The 22,152-nt window shown below is 69.4% G+C and carries 20 protein-coding genes; 11 read left to right on the top strand and 9 right to left on the bottom strand.

Features of this window, described 5'->3' with window-relative positions; all coding sequences use genetic code 11:
* The first annotated feature begins 401 nt into the window (after nucleotides 1-401).
* Nucleotides 402-806, top strand: coding sequence for a hypothetical protein (locus ACFY1E_RS33070; protein WP_389082463.1), 405 nt, complete (start codon nucleotides 402-404; stop codon nucleotides 804-806).
* 291 nt (nucleotides 807-1,097) lie between these two features.
* Nucleotides 1,098-3,773: a glycosyl hydrolase gene (locus ACFY1E_RS33065; protein WP_389082460.1), complete on the top strand. Its 2,676-nt coding sequence runs from the start codon at nucleotides 1,098-1,100 to the stop codon at nucleotides 3,771-3,773.
* A gap of 74 nt (nucleotides 3,774-3,847) precedes the next feature.
* Here ACFY1E_RS33065 and ACFY1E_RS33060 read toward each other — a convergent pair whose 3' ends face one another.
* From ACFY1E_RS33060 to ACFY1E_RS33045, 4 genes are all read right to left on the bottom strand, one after another.
* On the bottom strand, nucleotides 3,848-4,063 hold the full coding sequence (locus ACFY1E_RS33060) for a hypothetical protein (protein WP_389082459.1): 216 nt from the start codon (nucleotides 4,061-4,063) through the stop codon (nucleotides 3,848-3,850).
* Nucleotides 4,064-4,529: 466 nt separating this feature from the next.
* A complete protein-coding gene (locus tag ACFY1E_RS33055; protein WP_389082457.1) occupies nucleotides 4,530-4,793 on the bottom strand; it encodes a hypothetical protein in 264 nt (87 codons plus the stop codon).
* Nucleotides 4,765-5,676 carry a hypothetical protein gene (locus ACFY1E_RS33050; RefSeq protein ID WP_389082456.1) on the bottom strand — a complete coding sequence of 304 codons (912 nt, stop codon included), beginning with the start codon at nucleotides 5,674-5,676 and terminating at the stop codon, nucleotides 4,765-4,767. Before ACFY1E_RS33050 ends, ACFY1E_RS33055 begins: the two co-directional genes overlap by 29 nt.
* A 167-nt stretch (nucleotides 5,677-5,843) precedes the next feature.
* A complete protein-coding gene (locus ACFY1E_RS33045) occupies nucleotides 5,844-6,215 on the bottom strand; it encodes a hypothetical protein (protein ID WP_389082454.1) in 372 nt (123 codons plus the stop codon).
* Nucleotides 6,216-6,403: 188 nt separating this feature from the next.
* On the opposite strand from ACFY1E_RS33045, the gene ACFY1E_RS33040 reads away from it, so the two are divergent.
* Nucleotides 6,404-9,190, top strand: a complete 2,787-nt coding sequence (locus tag ACFY1E_RS33040; RefSeq protein WP_389082452.1) for a tetratricopeptide repeat protein — start codon at nucleotides 6,404-6,406, stop codon at nucleotides 9,188-9,190.
* Nucleotides 9,191-9,437: 247 nt separating this feature from the next.
* On the opposite strand, the gene ACFY1E_RS33035 is transcribed toward ACFY1E_RS33040, so the two are convergent.
* On the bottom strand, nucleotides 9,438-10,907 hold the full coding sequence (locus tag ACFY1E_RS33035) for a sialidase family protein (protein WP_389082449.1): 1,470 nt from the start codon (nucleotides 10,905-10,907) through the stop codon (nucleotides 9,438-9,440).
* A 394-nt stretch (nucleotides 10,908-11,301) separates the two neighbouring features.
* Nucleotides 11,302-13,689 (bottom strand): hypothetical protein, encoded by a 2,388-nt coding sequence (locus ACFY1E_RS33030; protein ID WP_389082447.1) that lies wholly within the window; start codon nucleotides 13,687-13,689, stop codon nucleotides 11,302-11,304.
* A 324-nt stretch (nucleotides 13,690-14,013) separates the two neighbouring features.
* Between ACFY1E_RS33030 and ACFY1E_RS33025 the strand changes: the two genes are divergently transcribed.
* On the top strand, nucleotides 14,014-14,598 hold the full coding sequence (locus ACFY1E_RS33025; protein ID WP_389082445.1) for a hypothetical protein: 585 nt from the start codon (nucleotides 14,014-14,016) through the stop codon (nucleotides 14,596-14,598).
* Nucleotides 14,599-14,608: 10 nt separating this feature from the next.
* On the opposite strand, the gene ACFY1E_RS33020 is transcribed toward ACFY1E_RS33025, so the two are convergent.
* Both ACFY1E_RS33020 and ACFY1E_RS33015 read right to left on the bottom strand, forming a co-directional pair.
* A complete protein-coding gene (locus ACFY1E_RS33020) occupies nucleotides 14,609-14,926 on the bottom strand; it encodes a hypothetical protein (RefSeq protein WP_389082443.1) in 318 nt (105 codons plus the stop codon).
* 151 nt (nucleotides 14,927-15,077) lie between these two features.
* Entirely contained in the window at nucleotides 15,078-15,404 is a 327-nt protein-coding gene (locus ACFY1E_RS33015; RefSeq protein ID WP_389082441.1) for a hypothetical protein, read from the bottom strand.
* 543 nt (nucleotides 15,405-15,947) lie between these two features.
* Between ACFY1E_RS33015 and ACFY1E_RS33010 the strand changes: the two genes are divergently transcribed.
* From ACFY1E_RS33010 to ACFY1E_RS32985, 6 genes are all read left to right on the top strand, one after another.
* Nucleotides 15,948-16,424, top strand: a complete 477-nt coding sequence (locus ACFY1E_RS33010) for a carboxymuconolactone decarboxylase family protein (RefSeq protein ID WP_389082438.1) — start codon at nucleotides 15,948-15,950, stop codon at nucleotides 16,422-16,424.
* A 1,273-nt stretch (nucleotides 16,425-17,697) separates the two neighbouring features.
* A complete protein-coding gene (locus ACFY1E_RS33005) occupies nucleotides 17,698-18,045 on the top strand; it encodes a hypothetical protein (RefSeq protein WP_389082436.1) in 348 nt (115 codons plus the stop codon).
* Nucleotides 18,042-18,488, top strand: a complete 447-nt coding sequence (locus ACFY1E_RS33000) for a MerR family transcriptional regulator (protein WP_389082433.1) — start codon at nucleotides 18,042-18,044, stop codon at nucleotides 18,486-18,488. Before ACFY1E_RS33005 ends, ACFY1E_RS33000 begins: the two co-directional genes overlap by 4 nt.
* The gene (locus ACFY1E_RS32995; RefSeq protein ID WP_389082431.1) at nucleotides 18,469-18,783 is read left to right on the top strand and encodes a hypothetical protein; all 315 of its coding nucleotides are present in this window, start codon (nucleotides 18,469-18,471) and stop codon (nucleotides 18,781-18,783) included. The genes ACFY1E_RS33000 and ACFY1E_RS32995 overlap by 20 nt, the downstream gene beginning before the upstream one ends.
* 10 nt (nucleotides 18,784-18,793) lie before the next feature.
* Nucleotides 18,794-19,129: a YnfA family protein gene (locus tag ACFY1E_RS32990; protein WP_389082429.1), complete on the top strand. Its 336-nt coding sequence runs from the start codon at nucleotides 18,794-18,796 to the stop codon at nucleotides 19,127-19,129.
* Between the two features lie 60 nt (nucleotides 19,130-19,189).
* On the top strand, nucleotides 19,190-19,399 hold the full coding sequence (locus ACFY1E_RS32985) for a hypothetical protein (protein WP_389082427.1): 210 nt from the start codon (nucleotides 19,190-19,192) through the stop codon (nucleotides 19,397-19,399).
* A gap of 195 nt (nucleotides 19,400-19,594) precedes the next feature.
* On the opposite strand, the gene ACFY1E_RS32980 is transcribed toward ACFY1E_RS32985, so the two are convergent.
* Nucleotides 19,595-20,311 (bottom strand): SDR family oxidoreductase, encoded by a 717-nt coding sequence (locus ACFY1E_RS32980; RefSeq protein ID WP_389082424.1) that lies wholly within the window; start codon nucleotides 20,309-20,311, stop codon nucleotides 19,595-19,597.
* Nucleotides 20,312-20,387: 76 nt separating this feature from the next.
* Between ACFY1E_RS32980 and ACFY1E_RS32975 the strand changes: the two genes are divergently transcribed.
* Nucleotides 20,388-21,200 carry a helix-turn-helix transcriptional regulator gene (locus ACFY1E_RS32975; RefSeq protein WP_389082422.1) on the top strand — a complete coding sequence of 271 codons (813 nt, stop codon included), beginning with the start codon at nucleotides 20,388-20,390 and terminating at the stop codon, nucleotides 21,198-21,200.
* Nucleotides 21,201-22,152 lie beyond the last annotated feature (952 nt).

Genomic DNA, 22,152 nt, shown 5'->3' with positions numbered 1-22,152 from the left:
GACACCCTCTACGACGTCTTCGACTGGCAGACGTACGACATCGACTACACCACCGGCACCTTCACGCCCACCGACCTGCACTTCGCCGTCGTCAAGTCGACCGACCAGGGCCGCACCTGGAGCAAGCCGGTCACCATCGCCAAGGACACGGTCGCCGCCGAGGTCGACCCCAACGCCCCCACCGACTCGACCAAGGCCCTGCGGGCCGGCGGTGACCTGCCGAACGTCGCCATCGACCCGCACACCGGTGAGCTGTATGTCGCCTACGAGGGCTCGGACTTCAGCGGCGGCGCCTACAACTCCGTGGAACTGACCCACTCCACCGACGGCGGCCGGACCTGGTCCGCCCCGAAACGGGTCAACAGGTCGCCTCCGCGCCCGCCTTCACGCCCTCGATCAGCGTGGACGCCCGCGGCACGGTCGCGATCACCTACTACGACCTGCGCTATCTCACCGCCCAGAACACCACCACCCTGCCCACCGCCGCCTGGCTGCTCACCCTCCCGCGCGGAGCCGAGAAGCACGCCACCGAGCGCCGCATCTCCCGCATCTTCGACTGGCTCCAGGCCCCCTACGCCAGAGGTCACTTCCTCGGCGACTACGAGGGCCTCGCCACCGACGGCCCCTTCGCCGTACGGCCACTGTTCGTGGAGACCAACGACAACGCGCCGCAGAACTCCAACGACGCCTACAGCGGACTCTTCCCGACGGGCAAGGACTACGGCCCCTACGTGGCGGCCACGACCGCGGCGACACCGCGTGCGACGACCCGCCAGGCGGCCCACCCGCACCGGACCACCCGATGACCGGAGGCTGCCCGGCCGACTCCCTCTGCTGATCTTCGCGACGGCCAGGATGCCGCTCGTCTTCGCCCCGACCCGGTGCGGACGGGCGGCAGGCCCAAGAAGTGAGTGCAAGGGGTCACTATCTATGGCCCCAAATAGTGGCGGTTTGTCGGAAGTTCATGCCTAAACGAGCGGCAAACGCAAATTCCCCGCCATTTTTTCCTGTGATCCCTTTGTGGCACTGTTGTGGGCACGCCAAGATCTCCCCGCGCCGGGAACACCCCCATACGCCCGTCGCAGGGAGGAGAGGGCATGCTGCCCCCAAGACATCAGCGGCGGTTCATAACCTGCACCGTCGTGGCCGCGGCGTTCGGGCTGGTCAGCACCCAGTCGTTCGCGGCGTCCAGCGACACCAGACCCCGGCCCTGGAACGCGCGCCACCAGGCCGCCATCGGCCGCCAGCACATCAAGGCGGTGCACGCCGGCCACGGCAGGTCCGCCTTCGCCGCCTCCGAGGGCGACGACGACGGCGGCGACGAGGCGGTGAACTCCGCCGAGTCCACGGCCCAGTTCACCGAGGCCCGCACCGCCCCCGGCGTGGTCGCTCCCGGCGCCTACGGCGCGGCCTGGCAGCAGCTCCAGTCGATGAAGCACACGACCGGCAGCTGGGACCACGTCACCAAGAAGGCGTACAACTCGGACGACTCCCGCTACCGGGATGTGAACTCCAACTCCAGCGGCGGCTCGGGCAAGGTGACCGGCCGGATCACCGGAATCGCCGCCGACGACCAGGGCTATGTGTACGCGGGCGGCGCCAACGGCGGCGTCTTCCGCTCCACCACCGGCGGCGGGCACTGGAAGCCGATCGCCGACAAGCTGCCCTCCCTCTCGACGGGCACCCTCTCCCTGGATGGCCAGAAGCGGCTCTGGTACGCCACCGGCGAGTCCAACACGGGGGCGACGTCCTTCGTGGGCACGGGCGTGTACGTCCTGAAGGACCCGCACCACGGCAAGTTCCAGCCCGGCGACCGCGTCGGCGGCGCCGAACTGGAATCCACCGTCATCCACGCGCTGCGCTTCGCCGGCACCAAGGTGTGGGCGGCGACCAGCACCGGCGTGTGGTCGCACTCCACGACCACCCTGTCCGGCCCGTGGAAGCACGAGTTCGCCCCCAACCCGGACTATCTTCCGGGCGGTTCGAAGGCGGACGACCCGAGCGCGCCGTACAAGAACATCGCCAACGACATCGCCGTCGACCCCAAGGACCCGAACAAGGTCCTGCTCGCGGTCGGCTGGCGCGGCGGTGACACCTACAACGGTCTGTATGCCAAGCAGGACGACGGCAGCTGGAAGCCGGCCACCGGTCTCGGCGACCTGCCGACCAGCAGTGCCGACGTCGGCAACGTGACGTTCGCCGCGGCGGCCGACGGCTCGCGCCTGTACGCCATCGACCAGTCGCCGGCGCAGATGGCCGCCAACCCGGACAGCGGCCTCAAGGGCGTCTACGTGTCGAAGAACGGCTCGCCGTTCGGGCCGTGGACAATGATCGCGGACTACACCAAGCTGAAGGCGTCCGGCTCCGCACTCCAGGGCGACGGCTACCAGCCCGGCATCCAGTCCTGGTACAACCAGTTCCTCCAGGTCGACCCGGCCAACGCCGACCACGTCTACCTCGGTCTTGAAGAGGTCTTCGAGACCAAGAACGGCGGCGACAGCTGGATCACCCCGGGCCCGTACTGGAACTTCCCGTTCCCCTGCTGGAGCATCGACCCGGCCAAGCAGACCGGCGACTGCTCACCCACCACCCACTCCGACCAGCACGCGGTCGCGATCGGCAGCTACAAGGGCAAGAGCTGGGCGTACGTCGGCAACGACGGCGGCATCTACCGCCGCCCGCTCAGCGGCGCGGTCGACTCCGGCGGTCACGCCAAGGACTGGCAGTCCCTGAACGACGGCACCATCGACACGCTCCAGTACTACTCGGTGGGCGTCGGCAAGGACCTCGACCACGGCGGCGTCTCGGTGACCGGCGGCCTGCAGGACAACGGCCAGTCGATCCTGCGGGGCCACGACAAGGTGATGGGCTCCAACTTCGGCGGCGACGGCGGCGACACCATCACCGACCCCGCCAACGGCTGCAACATCGCCGCCGAGTACGTCTACCTCGACCTGTGGGTCACCCAGAACTGCGGTGTCAACGACGGTTCGTGGACCACGGACCCGTCCAAGGCCACCGAGTACGAGGTTGCTCCGCCGGACAAGGACCTGGGCGGCGCGGGCGCCCGCTTCATCGCGCCGATCGCCTCCGACGCCAAGAACACCAACACCTGGGTGGCCGGCGGCCGACACGTGTGGGTGAACACCAAGGGCTTCGCGATCCGCTCCGGCAAGGAGTGGACAGGCGCCTACGACCTCGGCGAGGGCCACGTGGCCACCGCCGTGGCCTCCTCCGGAGGCACGGTCTACGTCGGCTGGTGCGGGCCCTGCAACAACCAGGGCTTCACCCGCGGCATCGCGGTCGGCAACGCCGACGGCACCGGCTGGCACCAGCTCAACCTGCCCGTCGACGGCACCATCCCCAACCGCTACATCTCCGGCTTCGAGGTCGACCCGGCCAACGCCCAGCACGTGTACGTGGCGATCAACGGCTTCTCCCGCCGCTTCACCGAGGGCCCGGGCGCGGGCGTCGGCCACGTCTTCGAGTCCAAGGACGGCGGCACCGACTGGACGGACATCTCGGCCAACCTGCCCGACGTCCCCGCCAACACGGTCAAGCTCCTGCCGAACGGCGGCCTCGCCCTCGGCACCGACCTGGCCACCTTCTACCGGCCCGCCGGCGCCACCAAGTGGCAGGTCCTGGGCCACAACCTGCCCACCACGGCCGTGATGCAGCTACGCCTCGGCCCCGACGGCAAGCTCTACGCCGCCACCCACGGACGCGGCATCTGGACCTTCGACGAACGGCGCCTCAAGGGCCGTAAGGACTGATCACGGCGGCCTCCGGCACACGGCGGCCGGTGCGCCCCCTCAGCCCGGGGCGCACCGGCCGCCGCGCGTCCGGCTCACTGCACCGGATAGGCCGCCACACTCAGCCGGAGCGCAAAGAGGGGCGCGCTCTGCGGTCCCCAGGTGACGGTCACCGAGCCGGTGCGCGCGGCCCGAACCGTGACCCGGGCGCCGCCCTTGCTGTCCGTGGCGGTCGAGGTCACCAGTGCCAACATGGGGTTGCTGGTGCGCGGCTGCGGCCAGGCACCCTGTGCCCGGGGCTTGAGGATCACGGTCACTGTCGTACCGGATCGCACGCACAGGGTGTGGACGGAGGAGTCCTCAGGGCCGTGGGTGATGGTGGCGGAGCCCGTGACGCATCCGGGGGACGCGGGGCCCGTCGTGTGAGGGTTCGGAGCTCGCGTCGGCGGCTGCGATGACGGTGGCGTTGCCGGCCGTGTCGCGGAAGGCGAGCTGGGGGTACTCGGCGTGCTGGAGCTGCTCGCTGAGGGCGCGGTCGTGGGTGGAGTGGCGGAAGAGTGAGGCGGTGCCGAGTCCGCCTCCGGGCCGTCGCCGCTGCCTCCGCAGGCGGTCAGGAGACAGGAGAGAGCGACCAGGACGGCCGCGAGCGAGGGCCAGGATCCTCGGCCGCGTCTGCAGTCCTCCATCAGCATGACCACTCCTTCGCACCATGGGACGTCACTGCGACGTCTTCCGCCGCAGTTCGGTTCCCGTCGTCCCTGGCAGCTTGGCAGGGCCTCAGCGGATACCCGAGTCGAAGGGGATGATGATGTCGGTGAACCGCCCGCTGGTGACCGTGACAGTTATCGGTTGGGCGATGGGTGCGACGGCGCCGGTGAGGTTGGCGGGGTGGACGGTGTAGGTGCCTGGCGGCAGTGGGACACGGAATCGGCCGTTGGCGTCGCTGGTCGTCTCTGCGATCTTTCGTCCGGGGTCGCTGCTGGTGATGGTCAGCCGGGCGCTCAGAGGCCGGTCAGGGCAGGGGCTGTGGTCGCGGACCATGGGGCAGCCGCCGTCGACCATGGTGCGGCCTTTGATCCCGGAGTCGGATGCGGTCGGCGATCCGGTGCCGTGAGCGTCCCCGCATCCGGTGGCCGAGAGAACGGCGGCCAGCGCCAGGACGGCGAGCGCGGTGCGGGGGAGGCTCTTCATACGGGTTGGACTTTCCACGGTGGTGGGCGGTTCCGGTGATGGCGGCTGGCCCGGGGGCCGGACGGAGAAGATCCCGCCCGGCCCCCGGGTTGCTCACTGACGGATCTGGGGCGGGTGGTGCTAGGAGAACAGCACGTTGTGCGGCTCGGGGTAGGCGCCGGTGGCGCCGCAGTTGCCGCCCTTCATGGCGTAGCCGGCGGCGATCCAGCGGGTCGGGTCGGCCTGGTAGGTGCGGACGGTCAGGTACGGAGTAGGTGCAGGTGTTGCCGGCGCCCCACAGGTAGTAGTTGGGGCCGGTGTCGATGGCGTTGGCGGGCTGGGAGTTGATCGCGCTGCCGGGGTAGTAGTGGGTGGTGCCGGTGCCGCCGCCCCAGGCGAAGTCCAGGCCCACCCGGCCGAGCGAGTTGGGCGCGAGCGAGGCGAACTGGATGGCGCCCCAGCTGCCCCACAGGTCACCGGAGCCGTTGAGGTTCTTGTCGGATTCGTTGAACCAGACGAACCGGGTGTAGGGGAAGGGGTGGCTGCTGTCCTGCTTGGCGTTGAAGGAGAAGCCGATCAGCCCGCTCGTCCGGTAGGCGCCGAGGACGCGGGAGTCGGCGTACTGGCACCAGTTGGTCACCACGCCGTCCGCGCTGGCGCAGTTCTGGCCGCTGTTGCGGGTGTAGAAGCCGTAGGAGGGGACGGTGCGGTCCCACCAGGAGTAGTTGCCGGAGTTCTCCGCCCATGCGAACACGCGGAAGGAGCTGCCGTTGATCTGACCCCAGTTGCTGCCCCATTAGAGGGTGTCGGTGGAGCCGGGCACCAGTTTGAAGGTGAGGTTGTCGGTGCGGGTCAGGTAGCTGTAGTTGAAGGCGCGGCCCCGTCACGCGACGGGGCCGCTGTACGTGTGCCGGAAAGCGATCAGTCGAGTGGGAACCAGTACTCCAGCGGCGAGATGAGCCCGTGTTGGTGGAGGTAGTAGGCCAGCACATGGCTCACCGGTACCTCGAGCGCGGCTGCGGCCACGGCGAACCACCAGGCGAGGTTCCACTCGTGGAGCCTGCGCGTGAAGCGCCGTCCGGAAACGGACGGGGGGTGGCGCGGAAGAGGCGGCAGGGCCGCCCTCGCCGTCGCCCGCGTTGCCGCGCCGTCCGGCAACGCCTCGGCGGGCAGGGTGAGTACGACGGTCGAGCCAGCGGGGACGGCCCCCGCCGGTACGACAACGATCAGTACAGGCGCCGGGCGGGCGCCCGGTTCGGCCTCGGGTTCGGAGGGCACGGGGACGTCGGACATAGCGGTCTCCTGCGGGATCAGCCGGCAGCGGACTGCCGCCGGCGGAAGGCCAAGGAGGCCGTTTACAAGGGGTTTCCATCGATCGGGACACCCTCCCGCGCGGGGACGACTAGGCTGGTCAGCCTTGGGTTCGAGGACTTTTTGGACGATCGCGAACCTTGCAAGCCGTACGTGGTGAAAGGCCAGCGATGGGGCACGCGGAGCGGTTACGGGCGGAGCTGAACGCGCTCTACGAGGCGGCGGGCTCGCCGACGTTGGCCAGCATGGCAAGCCTGGGCGCGAAGCAGCTGCCGCCCGTCAAAGTCTCCCTCTCGTCCGTCGCCGGGTGGCTGAAGGGCCCGGCCGTGCCAAGCGCCGGCGCGTACACCCGCTACTTCCTGGCCCTCGTACGCCACCTGCAGGGCGAGGCGCAGAAAGCCGGGTCGGACTACGCCCCGCGGCCCCCGCAGTACTGGGAGGCGCTTCTGGGCCGGGCACGGGCGGAGCGCAAGGCGCGCGGCGGGCGTCCTCCGAGTGCCCCGGCCGATCACCTGCCGGCGCCCGCCCCGATGACGCTGCCGCCGGCCCCGGCAGGGTTCACCGGCCGGACCGACGAAATCGACCAGGTCTTGCGGTGGTTGCAGCCGCCGGACGGCGACGGTGAGCGGGACGAGGAGGCGGCGGCCATCGTGGTGTCGGCCGTTTCCGGGATGGGCGGCGTCGGCAAGACGGCGCTGGCCTTGCACGCGGCCCATCAGGCCCGGGCTCGGGGCTGGTTCCCGGGTGGGACCCTCTTCGCGGACCTGCGCGGGTACGGTGACGAACCGATTGGCGCCGCCGAGACGGCCGACCGGATGCTGCGTGCTCTGGGAGTGAAGACCAGGGACCTGCCGCCCACGTCTGACGGGAAGATCGACGCCTGGCGGCAGAAGCTGGCGGGGCTCGCGGCACAGGACCGGCCGTTGCTCGTGGTCCTGGACAACGTGCGCTTCTCCGCGCAGGTCGACGCTCTGCTGCCGGGCACGCCCCACCGGGCCCTGCTCACCTCGCGGCACCGGCTCTCGGCGATGCCCGTGCGCCAGATCGAGCTCAAGCCGTTGAGCGCCGCGGACGCCGTAGCGCTGCTGGACCGGTTCCTGCCCGCCGACGGCATAGAGGACGACCGCGTCACCAACCAGCCCGAAGCAGCACTGGAAATCGTGCAGCTGTGCGACTTCCTGCCGCTTGCCCTGCGGATCATCGGCGCACTGCTACGGGACGCGCCGGGCCGGCCGTTGACGGCCCAAGCCAGGGAACTGGCGGACGAACGGAAGCGACTGGACGCGCTGGAGTACGACGGCGCGGAGTCGGACGGGCGGCCGCTAGCCGTGCGGGCCTCGTTCGAGCTGTCGTACCGGCACCTCACGCCGGATGCGCGGCTCGCGTTCAGGCTGCTGAGCGCGGCTCCCGGGGTGGACGTGTCCACCGCGTCGGCGGCCAAGCTGTTCGACCGAGGCCCGGCGCACGCCCGGCGGCTCCTGGCCGGGCTGGCTAGGGCCCACTTGGTCGAGCAGAGGGTGCAGGGTGGGACCGACCAGGAGCCTGCGGACGGCGAACGCTGGTCCATGCACGACCTCGTACGGCTCTTCGCGGACGAGCACGGGCGCGAGGATGCCGCGTACGACGGCCGGGATGCGGCGATGGCGCGTCTGCTCGACCACTACCTCACTACCGCTCAGGCCGCCGACACCCACCTGCAGACGACGCCAGGCTGGCCCCTCCCGGACGACTTCACCGACCGCGGTCAGGCGCTGGAGTGGCTGGAGGCCGAACAGAGCAACCTCGTCGCCGCCGCCACGGCCGCCCCTGCGCATCACGCCGCCGCGACAGGACTTGTACTGGCTCTTGGTACGTTCTTCGACCTGCGCCGCCACACCAACGACTGGCTCAACCTCAGTACTGCCGCCGTCGGCATCTGCCGTGAGGCCGGAGACCGTCACAACGAGAGGGCAGCGCTCGATGGTCTAGGGCGTGCCCTCATCCGTGCAGGCAGGTTCAAAGAAGCTGTCGACGTCTTCACAGCGGTTCTCGATCTGTGCCGTGAGACCGGAGACCGCCACGTAGAAGCCATAACGTTGACTAATCTCGGACAGGCTCTGGCATTCACGGAGAAAATCGTGGATGCCGTCAACGTCCTCACCGACGCTGCAGCTCTTTTCGAAGAGGTAGGAGACAGTCTGGGCGAGGCCAGGGTACTGGGAATCCTAGGGCCCATCCAGATCAATCTGGGCGCATCCAAGCAGGCCGTCGGCTACTTGACCGAGGCCGTCGCTTACTGGAGGGAGATAGGCGACCGCCACGCAGAGAGCGTAACGTTGGTCAACCTCGGACTGGCGCTGGCCGGCGCGCAAAATTTCAGGGAGGGAGTCAAGGCTCACACTGATGCCGCTGCCCTCTTCCGTGAACACGGTGACCTCCATGGGGAGGCAGATGCTCTGAACAACCTCGGGGCCGCATTGATCCAGATGCGGAAATTCAACGAGGCGGCCGACGCTGTCCTCAGCGCTGCTCGCCTCTCCAAGGAAATCGGATACCCTCAATGCGAGGCCAAGGCGCTGGCCAATTTCGGGCAACTGCTGCTTCGGAAGAGGAGCTTCGACAAGGCCGTCACTCCGCTCACCACCGCTGCCAGCCTCTTCAGGGAAACCGGCGACCGCCACAGTGCCGCCTCCACGCTGGATTTACTCGGCCAAACCCTCGCCAAACAAGGCAGATTCGACGAGGCTGCTGACGTCGGCAACCAGGATGCGTCGCTTTGCCGGGAGCTGGGCGACCGCCACGGCGAAGGCATCGCTTGGAAGAATGTCGGACTCAGCCTGTATCAGGTACACAGGTTCGACGAAGCCGTTGAGGCTCTTTCCACCGCTGCTGCCCTCTTTCGAGAGACTGGCGATCGGCGCCGCGAAGACGAAGTACGAGTCCAACTGGCCCGCGCCTCACGTGGGCGGCGCACCTGACGGCCGTCCCCCAACCACAGTCCCTGACCTGCCCGAACACGGCCTTGTGCAACACCCTTTAGCGATCCATGACCGGCCCACCAAGAGCCCCGGAAGCGAAATCGAAAGAGGTGACCGAATTCCCTTGCCGTGAAAAGAAAACTGACTGTGGTCAAGGAACCTGAGGGTGGCAACAGCGCGTAGCAGCCAAGTTCTGAGGTGCGTTCCGGCGGAGGCCGGAACGCACCTCAGATAAGGCGGCGGGGTATCAGTGTCGGACGGGCAGAGGCGCCGATCCAGTGGGCCTGTGCGGTGCGACGACGCTCGTCGCCCCGCGGGTGCTGGAGGCGACGCTGCCGCCCGTGACGGTCAGTGGGCCGGCCGTGTAGAGGGCCTCGTCGAAGACTTGGCCGTTGGTCGGGGGCTTGCCGACGGCGAAGACGGAGACCGCCTTACCGCCGATGACGGAGGTGGAGAGGTAGTCGCCGACCATGCGGCCCTGGGTGGAGTCGGCGATCTGGGACAGGGACATCGGACCGGCAACGGTGGTCGGGGCGCTCCAGGTGCTGCCGCCGTTGGCAGAGGAGATATAGCCGACCTCCAGCTGGCAGGTGGAAGCAGTGCAGTTCGCGCTCGGGTAGAAGTAGTAGTAGAGGCCGAACTTGGCGCTCGTGCCGGAGGTGGCGTGGTCGACACCGATGCCGGGGATGAAGTGGTCGACGCCGCTGGTGGTGGCGTCGATCGGGACCCGGGTCACCGCCGACCACGACGTGCCATTCGTGGACGTGGAGTACACGATGTCGTTGGCGGGGCAGCCGGAGCGGAAGCGGCAGTCCTGCCAGGCGACGTAGATCTTGCCGGATCCGTCGATCTCGGCGGAGGGCAGGCCCTCACCGTCGCGCAGGTTGCCGGCCACGCCGTGGCTGGAGACGTTGGCGATCAGTGTGGTGCTGCTCCAGCTGGTGCCGCCGTTGGTGGAGTTGAAGGCGCGGACGGCGCTGCCGTTGGCGGAGTAGGGGACCACGACCGTGCCGTTCGGCTGGACCAGGGGCTGGCCGCCGAGGCCGGTGGGGCCGCCGGAGGGAGCTGCGGGCGCCGACCAGGTGGCGCCGCCGTCCGTCGACCGGCTCATCACCACTGCGTTGCCCGACGAGGTGACGTCGACCTCGACGTAACAGGTGCCGTAAAACGCGCTGGTGGACGTGTTGTCGCAGACGATCCATTCCTTGTCGTAGCCCTGGCCGTCGTTACCGACCGCCATGACCGGGTTCTGCCAGCTGGTGCCGTTCGTGGAGCGGCTGACGGTTACGCCAGCCCCGTTGACGTTGGCGTCGATGACCAGCCCGGCGACCATCCAGGTGCCGTGCTTGGCGTCGTAGGCGACGGCCGGGTCGGAGACGCGGGCCCAGGTGCCGCCCTGGTAGGTGGTGATGCCGGGGAGCATGCCGTGCTGCCAGGTGGTGCCGCCGTCGGTGGAGGTGTTCCAGCCGATGTCGGAGGCGCCGCCGTCGGTGAACCGGCCGACCTGGGAGGAGGCGACGATCGTGTTGCCGTAGGCGAAGGTGTCGGGCTCCAGCTCGGTGGCGTGCTGGCTGGAGGTGTTGGTGAACGGGTCGAGGTGATCTGCTTCCAGCCCTGGCCGTTGGTGCAGGTCTTGGCGAGCACAGTGGTCGTGGTGCCGGCGGTGGTGTCGGCGAGGGTGGCCGTCGCCCAGTCGTAGGTGAGCGTGTCCGGGCAAGTCACGCTGTACCAGAACGACAGCTGGTTCGCGCCGGTGGGCGCGGTGAAGGTCTGGGCGATCGAGGAATCGCCGTTGGTGGGGGAGGTGCCGCCCACGCGGGCGGCGTACGTACCCGCGTGTGCTCCGGAGTTGACCACCGCGGTGGTCCCGGCCGTCGTCCAGCCGGTCAGACTGCCGGACTCGAAGCCGCCGTTGGAGACGTCGGCCAGGGCCGGGTGCGAGGCGAGGAGGAGTCCGCCTAAGGAGAGCAGGGCGGTGGTGGCGGTCGCGACGGATCTGCGGACAGCGGTACGCGACATGAGGAGACCCCTTGTCGTCGATGGGGGGTGTTGGGTGTGCGGTGGACCGCCGGCACCCGGCCGGCGGTCCACCGCGGGGACGACGCGGACGATCAGGAAAGGGTCACGTCGTCATAGCGGGTGTAGGTGGCGTCGCCGGTGTAGTTGTCGTCGTGGCTGATCAGGGTGAGCGTGTAGCTGTGCCCTGCCGTGACGGAGGCGGTCTTCTGGACCCAGCCGGAGGACGACACACAGGTCTTCGCGAGCACCGTGCTGGTCGTCCCGGTGGTGTTGTCCTTGAGCGTCGCGGTGGCCCAGTCGTAGGTGAGCGTGTCCGGGCAGGTCACGTTGTAGTAGAAGCCGAGCGTGCTCGTCCCGGACGGGGCCGTGAAGGTCTGCGCGATGGAGGAGTCACCGTTCGTCGGCGAGGTACCCCCGGCACGGGCCGCGTAGGTGCCGCTGTGCGCCCCGGAGCTGACCACCGCCGTGGTACCGGCCGTCGTCCAGCCGGTCAGACTGCCCGCCTCGAAACCGCCGTTGGTGATCCCGCCGCCACTGGTGGACGTGACGGTGAGTGTGTAGGTGGCGGTGTGCGTGGCGGAGGCGCCCGCGCCGGTGACGGTGATGTTGTACGTCCCCGCCGGCGTCGACGCGGACGTGGCCACCGTCAGCGTCGAGGAGCCGCCCGCGGTCACCGAGGCCGGATTGAAGATGGCCGTCGCCCCGCTGGGCAGCCCGGACGCCGACAGGCTCACCGACTGCGCCGAACCGGACGTCACCGCGGTCGAGACCGTGGTGGTCGCCGACGAACCCGCGGCCACGCTGGACGAGGCCGGGCTGACCGCGACCGAGAAGTCGTTGGTCGACGTGGAGCCGCAGTTCGGGAGGGTGAAGGAGGCAAGCCTGGTGTGCCAGTTGAAGTTGCCGTTGGCGGGGATGTACTCGTTCGTGTACCAGAAGGTGCAGTCGTCCGTCGGGTCCACGGCCATCGAGGAGTAGTCGCCCCATCGGCTGTAGGTGGTCTGCGAGCCGCCGCCGGTGATCGCGGTGACCTCGCCCTGCGTCATCGAGCCGAGCGTGTCCCCGGCCAGACGGCCGGTGTAGCGGATCGACGGGTGCACCGAGGAGGAGGACTGGGAGTAGCCGAGGGCGATGTTGCCGACCTTGTCCTCGGCGATCGAGCCCATCCAGCGGTAGGCGGAGTCCGGGGCGTAGGTGCCCTGCTGGTAGACGGTCGGGTTGCCGCCCGACAGCCGCAGCTCATACCAGCGCACTCCGACCGAACTGCCGGCGGTGACCGCGTGGTTGACCACCAGCGACTCATGGTCGCCGAAGTTGCGGTACGCGAGGCGGAACATCAACCGGTCGGACAGCGAGTCGAGTTGCTGGCTGGTGCCGCTCTGCGGGATGCAGGTGCCCGAGCTGCCGCACGCGGTCGTGTACGAGGCGACCGTCAGCGTCGACGGGCCGGTGAAGGTCGAGTTGGCGGTCGTCGTCCAGTCGACGTGGAACTTCCAGTACGCCAGCGTCGTACTCGTCGTGCCCAGGCCCACCATCGGCTCCGGCTCCCCGGACGGCGGCGCGGTCGAGCCGTCGAGGTCGCCGCCGAGCAGGCCGCCGTAGGAGGACGAGGTGGTGAAGCACTGCTGGCCGGCGCTCGCGCCGGTGAGCATGGCCGAGCGGTTCAGCGCGCACGCCTCGGCGTTCAGGAAGCTGCCGGAGGCGGTGAACATGTTGTAGGTGATGTAATACGCGTCCGGCCACACCGACAGCTTCGGGTAGTCGGGGAAGTTGGCGTACTGGAACGAGTAGCGGTAGTAGCTGCCGGTGGCGTCCGCGCTCGTGGAGACGGCCACGCACTCGTAGTACGGGCCCGAGGACGAGGAGACGTTCGCGAACTGCGTCACCACCCAGCGGCCGGCGAGTGTGTCCCAGCGGACCACCGCGTCACCGTCGTTGGTGGACTGGCAGGAGCCGCCGAACCCGGACCACAGGGTGCTGGTGTCGGTCGGCGCGAGGACGGTGGCGCCGGACTTGGAGTACACCGCGTAGGCGGTGTTCACGGTCTCGACGATCTGGCTGGAGCCGACGGCGGCGTTCGGGTCCGGCGGCACCCCGGTGATGGAGTAGTTGCCGGCGCCGATGCCCTCGAAGTTGGTCCCGGTGGAGGGGGCGGACGGCCCGCCCGGGCTGGACTGGACGACGGGATCGGGGATGGGCGAGGCGGGAGGGTGCGGCAGGCGCTCCTCGCCGGGGTCGTCGTCCTGCTCCTTCTTGCCGTGGCCGTGGTGGCGTCCGTGGGCGGCCATGGAACGGAGCGTGGGAGAGGTGTCGTGGCGGACGGCGGGGCCGGTGTCGGCCGAGCGGTGGGATGCCGCCGAGTTGGTGTCCGGGGCGGGGGCGGCCTGAGCCGCGGGGGCAGAGAGCCAGAGGGCTGGAACTGCGGTGAGGATCGCGGTGAGCGCGGCTATCCGGCCGCGTCTGCGTCTGGATCGGGACACGGAACATCCTTTCGGGCAGCCGGAATCGACCCGGCAGAGTGGGGAGAAGGACGTTCACGCCGAAGGTGCGCGTGTTCGCAATCCGGGATGCTTGCACCGGACATGTCACACAACAAGATGGCGAGCGGTTGCAAGCCGCGAAGCAACCGAGAATTTACGCAGTACAGTCAAGTCACAGCAAAAACACAGGGTTTCCTCTGTATCGGCACAGAGTTCTCTCTGCATCGCCCAGGGCGGCACCGCGCCCGCCAGGTTGGCCGGGAACCTGCGGCCACACGGCCACGTCCCACTGCCGCCACGCCCGCACTCCGCACGGGAGGCGCCATGAGACACCACCACACCGGCGCCCGGCTGCTGGCCACCCTAGCCTTCGTCACCGCGGCCGCCGGCTGCGGCACCTCCGGCACCGGCACATCGACCTCTTCCTCCGCTGAGCCGTCGGCATCCGCCGTGCCGTCCGCCTCGAGTCCGGCCCCCGGCGGTTCGTCCGTCTCCTCCTCCACCGGCAGCGGATCCGCTTCATCCGGCCACGCCGCCTCGGGATCCCCGAGCACCTCGACCGTCACTGCCTCCAGCGGCTCGACCGGCCGGTGCCTCAGCGGCATCGTCGCGGTCCTCTACCCGCCCGCCGACAACCCCCTGCGCAGCACCTGCGTCCACGTCGGCACAAAGATCCAGATCACGCTGAAGCCGAAGGCCCCCAACTACAGCTGGGCGCCCGTCACCAGCTCCACCCCGAAGACAGTGGCCGTACTCGCCAACCAGCTCGCGTCAGACGGCACCCGCACCGCCACCGCCCGCGCCGCCGTCCCTGGCACGGCAACCCTCGGCTCCGCCGACACCTACAGCCCCGACCCGCACGGCCCACCGTCCAAGCCCTGGCAGCTGACCCTGACCGTCGTCCCGTAGCCCTGCCTGTCTACGACGAGACGCGCACCGTCAACCGCCACAGCCGCGTCTGCGGCCCGAACCGGTCTCCGCGGAAGGACGACGTCGAGCGCAGCTCCGCCTCTCCGGGGCCGGTCGCCCGTACGACAGCCTGCGCTGTGCCCTCGGTCGTCTCCGCCGTGATCACCGTCAGGGAGCCGGCGGCGACCTCGACCGGCGTCCAGCCGTAGGCCGGCGACCCGTGCAGAGTCACGGAGACCTCGTCGCCCACCCGCACCTGCACCGGCGGGCTCTGTGCTTCCCCCGGCCGGTGAACGATCTCCACGCGCCGCGTGCCGTCATCGGACATGCCGTGAGCGTAACCACTGCCTGAAGGGCACTTCGAGGAGCGACGGGCACGCGATCTGTGCCCGAGTCGCCGATGCCGGACCGCTGCTGCACGAGAGAAGGCGCGGCCTGCCAACGTTCGGGCCGGGAGCGGGCGGGCACTGCTCGCTGGGTCAGCGGGCGGTGGCCTGCCTGACCCATTGCTCGGCTGTCGCCCGGTCGACGCGCAGCCTGCGCGCGATCGCTCCCGCCGGGTCGGCCTCCCGCTCCACGCACCGTCTGACCGTCTGACGCACCAGTGCCGCGCCGAGCTCCCGCGCCCACTGCTCGCCGTTCCTGATGGCTTCGCTGACCCGTTGGACCACGTAGGCCATACGCCGTCGGTCGCCCTCGAACAGACCGATCCCCTCCTCCAGCAGCCTGGTGACCTTCCGCGCTGCCGGGAGACTGATATCCGCCGCGTAGGCGAAGTCCTCGATTCTCTTCTCGTTGCTGTCCACGCCGGTCCAACGATTCGCCGACCGTGACGGTTGCCGGCAGGGACCCTCCGGAGCAGCATGCTCTGGCGGCCTCCGGAGCCGGGCGTGCATGGATGGCCGGAGTCGGATGCCCATGCCGAGGGAAGATCACCTCGCAAGCCCGCTCCGCTTGGCGGACCGTCCGGTGCGGTGTGGTGACAGATGATGCTCCCGGGCGCCCTGACGAGCACCGGCGTGGGCTACGACGCGCCTACTGCGCCACGACGCCGGCGACCACCCATCTGGTTCCGGGATACGGAGCCGCTTCTAAGCTTGACGTTTACTCTCGCCGTTCGAACATGGCCCTCCGCCACGCCAGGTGGGCGTTTTCGCCCAATTCGCCCGCAAGTTGCACCGCGGATATCGCCCATCTCGTTGTCCGTGAACGTGATGCCGCATGGGGATTCCTGGGTCGCACCTCGGTCCCGCACCGAGGTGATGCGGGTCACATTTCTCCGTGTCACTGGCGCTCGGGCTGCCTCGTCCCGTGGGTGTAACCAACTGACGAGCACGGAGGAACACACCATGGACGCGCGACTCGACTTCTTCGCCGCTCCCGTCTCCGGCAAGGCCCTCAAGTACTTCATGTCCGCGGGCAAGGTGATCAGGGAGTCGGGGCTGCCCGCCGACCTGCAGGAGCTCGTATCCACCCGGGTGAGCCAGATCAACGGCTGCGCCGTCTGCCTCGACATGCACGCCAAGGAGGCCGTCGTCGCCGGGGTGAGCCCGGTGAAGCTGGCACTGGTGCCGGCATGGCGGGAGGCCGCCGTCTTCTCCGAGGCCGAGCGGGCCGCGCTGGCGCTCGCCGAGGAGGGGACGCGGGTCGCGGACGCGGCCGAGGGGGTCAGTGACGAGGTGTGGGCGAACGCCGCCAAGCACTTCGACGGTGAGCTGCTCACCGCGCTGGTGATCCACATCGCGTTCATGAACATGGTGAACCGGATGAACATCATCACCCGCCAGCCGTGCGCCGGCGACTACGTCGCCGGGCAGGTGCACTGAGTGTGTGCATCGTGAACTTGCAGGTCACGGGCCTGGTGTGAGCGACGACTCGGGTGCTCGCACTGGTCGGTGGCCGATGACCCTGGTGTAGATCATCGGGCGGTCCGGTTCCGGCGGGATGCCGGATCCGGCTGCGCCCGCGGCCGGAGATGGAGCGGAGGAGCTGAGAAGCTGGGGAGCTGAGGTGTCTGTGGCCCTCGGAGGCGCGATGCGACTGGTGACAGCGATTTTCGAAAACAGCCCTGTCACGAACCAGATGGGGCTCCGTTCCGTCCAAGGAACATGATGAGACGAACCGTCACCGTGCTTCTCGTGGCAGCCGCCTCCGCAACGCTGGGCGCGAGTGGCAAGGCGGACCAGGTCGTCCAACGGAGCGGACTCCCAACCGCTCCGATTGTCCTCAACGGAACGCAGCCTTTCGCGTCCGGGCGTCCGATCTCCGTCAGCCCTGACGGGAGGGTTCTGTCCGTCAAGGCGGTCGGCGGCGGCTGCCAGACCCCCGGCCTTTCGGCCCGAGAAGGGACCGGAACGGTGACCGTGACCATCAAGGTCGTCACCCGGCAGAAACCCGGCGAGGGTTGTGCCGCCAACGCGGAACTCGTGCCGGTCCAGGCAACGCTGGCGCGACCACTGGACGGACGGAAACTCATCGATGGATCTACCGGTCGATCTGTACCTGCCCCTGTCGCGACCTCCTCGACCTTGCCCTCCCGCTGACCCTGGCCCCAGCTTCGCCCCCACCGCCTTGAATAGACGTCTTCGTCAGTGGCGGGGGCCGGCGCAATCTCGGCTGGGTCGAGCCCCAAACACGGTGGGGAGCGGGACGCCGCACGGCCACTCCTCACTATGCGTCTGCGGCGCCCGGGGGTCGTGTTGGCGGTTCAACGTCTGCGAAGGGCGACGTTGAACCGCCACCGGGCGCTCACGGGAGGTCCGGCGGTTCTTCTGCGATGCCTCCGGATGCGGGCGGCGTACGTTGTTTAGCAGGTCGAGGGTCTGACCACGCGTTATGCCCGTGCCGGCCCTGGCCTGAAGACGCTGTGGCGGTCTGTTGCGCTCGCCTCGGGTGGCCGGCCGGGCATGCGGCTGTGCCGCTCGCTGGCCGTGCCGACCGGCAGGGCCCGGCTGCTCGGCCAGCTGCATGCGCCCGAGGTTCCCGACCGCAGCCCGCGGTGGATCTCCCCACACACAGCCGCGCCAGGCGCTTGCATCCTGTACCTAGGTACAGGTTTACCGTCGGAGGTGTCCTCGCCAGAGGAATGCAACGACGGGAGTGATCGAGTTGAGTGATCTTGCGTGGGTGCCGGAGTCCTGCACCCTGCCCACCGAGGAGCGGCCCCTACGGGTGGCGGAGTGGGATGCGCTGTTCTCGGAGCAGCTCGCGTCCCTGTCCCGGCCCGAGCCGTTCCATCTGCGCCTCGATCTGACCGGCGGGCCGGGCGTCGAGGAGCGCGTTCGTGACCTGGTGGAGCGTGAGAGCGGGTGCTGCTCGTTCTTCACCTTCAACACGACCACGTCCGGCAAGGACCTGGTTCGCCTGGACATCTCGGTCGACCAGGCGCATGGGGCGGTCCTCGACGCCCTCGCCGCACGGACCGCTGCCGCGGGGGAACAGCGGTGAGTAGGGGCCTGCGTAGTGGGCAGGTCGCCGAGGCGGCCGGAGTGAACGTCCAGACGCTGCGCTACTACGAGCGGCGCGGCCTGCTGGCCGAGCCTGAACGCAGTAACGGTGGCCATCGACTGTACGACGAGGACGCGGTGACCGCGCTCCGGGTGATCAAGGCCGCCCAGCGGCTCGGGTTCACGCTGGAGGAGGTTGCCGAGCTGCTGGAGGCTGGCGGCCACCGGCACGGCCGCCCTGTGGTCGGGCTCCAGGACCGCGCCGTGGCCAAGCTCGCCGAGGTCGACCAGAAGATCGCGGACCTGACCACCATCCGCACCGCCCTGGCCGCTGCCGTCGAGGCGGGCTGCGACGACCTGACCGTCTGTGCGTCCAGTGCGTGCTGCCCCATCCCTTTCACCGATCTCGCCGAGGAGAACCGCCATGCCGGGCCCTGCTGCTGACCCGCTCCGTCATCGTGCCTCGAAGGCTCTCGGGGGCCTGGCCGCGCTGGCCTGTGTGGCGTGCTGCGCGTTGCCCGTCCTGATCGCGGCGGGCGTCGTCGGGGCTGGGGCCGGGGCGGTGGTGGGCTGGCTGCCCGCTCTCGCGGTCGTCCTGGCCGTGCTTGCCGGTGGGACTTGGTGGCTCGGCCAGCGTCGCCGCCCCTGCTCCTGCACATCGAAGACCGAAGGTGAGAGCAGGTGCGGCTGCCAGGCGTCCGCCGACCCGCTGAAGATCGGCGGTGCGGGCCGTTGGTAGGGTCGGCCGTGTGACCGTCGCTCGCTCCGTTGCCCTGTTCGTTGTAGCTGCCCTCTTCGAGATCGGGGGCGCCTGGCTGGTGTGGCAGGGCATCCGCGAGCACAAGGGCTGGATCTGGATCGGCGCTGGCGTCATCACCCTGGGCCTCTACGGGGTGGTCGCCACCTTCCAGTCCGACGACAATTTCGGCCGCATCCTGGCCGCGTACGGCGGGATCTTCGTGGCCGGGTCGATCGCCTGGGGCATGGTCGCCGACGGCTACCGGCCCGACTGCTGGGACATCACCGGCGCCCTGGTATGCCTGGCGGGGATGGCCGTGATCATGTACGCGCCTCGCAGCCACTGACCTACGCCTCGTACAGTGCGCGCTCGTTGCAACTCGCCGATCTGTTGAATCCCTGATCGAGTGGGGCGACGAGCAGACCTGACCGCCGAAAACGGCCACTTCCTCACGGGCCAGCCGCAACGCCTGCGCCGGGCACGGATCAACGCCCCCGCCGCGCTTGCCACGCTCACCGAGGCCGAAAGCGCCGGCGAGCACTGCCACCTCGGCGCGCTGCACCGTGCCCACCAGGTGATGTTCGACTGGCTCGACTCCACGCTGCCCGCCGCCTGACCGGGCCAGCTGATACGGGAGACAGGGGCCTCAGTCGAATGTGCCGATCGCACCAGGTCTCACCGGAGCCGATCGACAAGTCGCCCGCGGCACTGTCGCCGGTCCGTGGGCGACGTGTCAGTGACGGCCACCCGCGGGTGCGCGGAGTGGATCAGTGGGACGGCGGAACGACGGCCGCCGCGCGGGGTGCCGCGGTCACCACGGAACGGGCGTTCCGTCCCAGGAGAAGAACGCGCCGGTCGGCCCGTCGTCCGGCAGGAGCGCCAGTCGTACGGCCCCCTGGGCGGCCTCCGCCGGGTCTCCGCCCGCCGCGGCCGCCCGGGGGTTGAGGTCGGTGGCCCGCAGGCCGGGGGCGAGGGCGTTCACCTTGAAGCCCTCGTCGGCCAGCGTGTGGGCGTACAGGACGGTGAGGGCATTGAGGGCGGTCTTCGACGACCGGTAGGCGGCCGCACCGCCGCTGCCGGGGGCGAACTGGGGGTTCGGGTTCGTGCTCCAGGTCAGTGAGGCGGTCCCGCTGGAGACGTTGACGATCCTCGGGTGCGGGGAGCGGCGCAGGGCGGGCAGGAAGGCGTTGGTGACCGCGGCGACGGCGAACACGTTGGTCTCGTACGTGCGCCGGAAGTCGTCTGTGCCGGTCTCGGTCGGCACAGCGAGCGAGGGCGAGATGCCCGCGTTGTTGACCAGCACATCGAGCCGGGCCAGCTGCCCTGCGGCTGCGGCGATGCTGTCCGGGTCCGTCACGTCGAGGACCAGCAGACGCGCGCCACCTCCGATCTCCCGGGCGGCCCGCAGCCCGCGCCCAGCGTCCCGGGAGCCCACGTAGACGACGAAACCCTCCGCGGCGAGCAGGCGGGCGATGTGCGTGCCGATGCCCTTGTTGGCACCGGTGACCAGTGCTGTGCGATCGTTCATGACGGCCACGGTCCCCTGACGGAGACCACCGTGCCAGGGACAACCTGTACCAGGCAGCGGGATGAGGTGAGGCGGCATGGCACGGCATGAACTGGCCCGATTCCTGCGGGGCCGCCGCATGGCCCTGCGCCCGCACGAGCTCGGCCTGCCGACGAGTACCCCGCGCCGTACCCCGGGCCTGCGCCGTGAAGAGGTGGCCGAGCTGGCCCACATGTCCGTCGACTACTACGTACGCCTCGAACAGGCCCGCGGCCCCCGCCCATCGCCCCGCATCCTGGACGCGCTCGCCGGGGCCCTGCGTCTGACGCCGGCGGAGCGCAGCCATCTGTTCCGCCTGGCCGGAACGAGCCCGCCGCCGCCCGCCGACGGCGCCGTACGGCGGGTACGCCCGCACGTGGCCCGGATGCTGGAGCGCCTGCCGGAGACGGGCGCGATCGTCACCGACGCGGCTTACGGCGTCGTCGCCTTCAACCCGCTCGCGCAGGCCCTGTTCGGCGGCGACCTGGGGCAGGGGACGGTGAACCTGGCCCGGCGCCGGTTCCTCGGCGAGGGACGGATGTACGAGAGCTCCAGCACCGAGGAGTTCGGGCACATCGTGGTGGCACGGCTGCGCCGGGCCGCCGACCGCTACCCGCACGATGCGCAGCTGGCCACCCTGTTGGCCGAACTGCACACCGGCAGCGAGGAGTTCCGCTGGCTGTGGGAGAGCCGCCCGGTCCACGCACCCGGCTACCGCACCAAGCCCCTCGACCACCCGACGGCGGGCAGCCTTCGGCTGAGCTGCGACGTGCTCCTCGTCCCCGAGGACGACCAGGAAGTCGTTCTGATCACGGCCGACCCCGGTTCCCCCTCGGCCCGCACCCTGCGAAGGCTGGCCGCGATGGTCTAGTCCCTTGGAGCCGAAGTACAGATACAGGATGTGGCCCTCTGGGTCGGCCAACGCAAAGGTTTCGAAGCGCACTTCTCGGATGCCGCTGCACCTTCTGCCGAGAACGAATTTGTCGACGCGGTAAAGAGCCGCCTGAACCGCTGCGAGGTGAGGAACATCCTCTGTACCCGCTGCTTACTCCACCGGCCGGGTGCGGGCTCGTGTCCCGCGGGCTTCATGGGACGCGATCACCCAGCTCATGCATCGGTGGTTCCTGTCGGGTCGTTGAAGCGGTCAGGTTCCAGGCGGCGCGCGGGAGTTCGCGTAGGGGCGCATGCGCGGGTGCGCGGACGAGAGGGGCCGAACGCAGGAACGCTCGGCGCCGCGGTCGGGAGGTGCTCGAACCGGCCCCGTCAGGGCCGAATCGGCAACGACCCACCAGACCGTTTGCGCTTTGGAGTGGCATCGGCCACATTCAGGCAGGTCAGCAGGGGTTTCCGCGAGGCGGTGAGGCTGTGGTGCCCGGCCCGCGGGACAGCACCTGTTTTGGTGGCGAGCAAGGTCAATGGGTGCCAGGTGAAGGCGCCTTGACCTGCGGAAATACGCCAAGGGGAGGGCGGGATCCGGCGCAGGGAGCACTGTGCCGCTCGAAAAGAGCAACGGTCAAAAGACCGTGTGCGTTTTGGCAGGTACGCAAAAACTCCCGACCCGTATTTCTGCAGGTCAGGAGCTTTTCCCGGAGTGCCCCCGGCAGGATTCGAACCTGCGCACACGGCTCCGGAGCTCCCAGGCGTTGTCGCTGGTCAGAGCGCTATCTGACGCCTCGTTAGTGGCGCCGTCCCGCACATGTCCCGCGATATGGAAATCTCCATGTTCGCCCATCATGTCCAGTATGCCGCGTCCCGTGTGTCCCGCAAGGATGCGCTGGCGACGCCTGGAAATAATCCCGCAGCCCGGCGTGTTTGGCCTCGGC

Origin of the sequence: Streptomyces sp. NPDC001604 (assembly GCF_042893475.1) — a bacterium.
Classification (GTDB): domain Bacteria; phylum Actinomycetota; class Actinomycetes; order Streptomycetales; family Streptomycetaceae; genus Streptomyces.
This window is presented reverse-complemented; position numbering and strand designations above follow the sequence as displayed.

What these genes read in the sequence shown, in the direction of transcription:
- ACFY1E_RS33065 (WP_389082460.1), top strand. Translation starts at nt 1,098, where the DNA reads ATGCTGCCCCCAAGACATCAGCGGCGGTTCATAACCTGCACCGTCGTG.
- ACFY1E_RS33055 (WP_389082457.1), bottom strand. Translation starts at nt 4,793, where the DNA reads ATGGTCCGCGACCACAGCCCCTGCCCTGACCGGCCTCTGAGCGCCCGG.
- ACFY1E_RS33045 (WP_389082454.1), bottom strand. Translation starts at nt 6,215, where the DNA reads ATGTCCGACGTCCCCGTGCCCTCCGAACCCGAGGCCGAACCGGGCGCC.
- ACFY1E_RS33040 (WP_389082452.1), top strand. Translation starts at nt 6,404, where the DNA reads ATGGGGCACGCGGAGCGGTTACGGGCGGAGCTGAACGCGCTCTACGAG.
- ACFY1E_RS33025 (WP_389082445.1), top strand. Translation starts at nt 14,014, where the DNA reads ATGAGACACCACCACACCGGCGCCCGGCTGCTGGCCACCCTAGCCTTC.
- ACFY1E_RS33020 (WP_389082443.1), bottom strand. Translation starts at nt 14,926, where the DNA reads ATGTCCGATGACGGCACGCGGCGCGTGGAGATCGTTCACCGGCCGGGG.
- ACFY1E_RS33010 (WP_389082438.1), top strand. Translation starts at nt 15,948, where the DNA reads ATGGACGCGCGACTCGACTTCTTCGCCGCTCCCGTCTCCGGCAAGGCC.
- ACFY1E_RS32995 (WP_389082431.1), top strand. Translation starts at nt 18,469, where the DNA reads ATGCCGGGCCCTGCTGCTGACCCGCTCCGTCATCGTGCCTCGAAGGCT.
- ACFY1E_RS32980 (WP_389082424.1), bottom strand. Translation starts at nt 20,311, where the DNA reads ATGAACGATCGCACAGCACTGGTCACCGGTGCCAACAAGGGCATCGGC.
- ACFY1E_RS32975 (WP_389082422.1), top strand. Translation starts at nt 20,388, where the DNA reads ATGGCACGGCATGAACTGGCCCGATTCCTGCGGGGCCGCCGCATGGCC.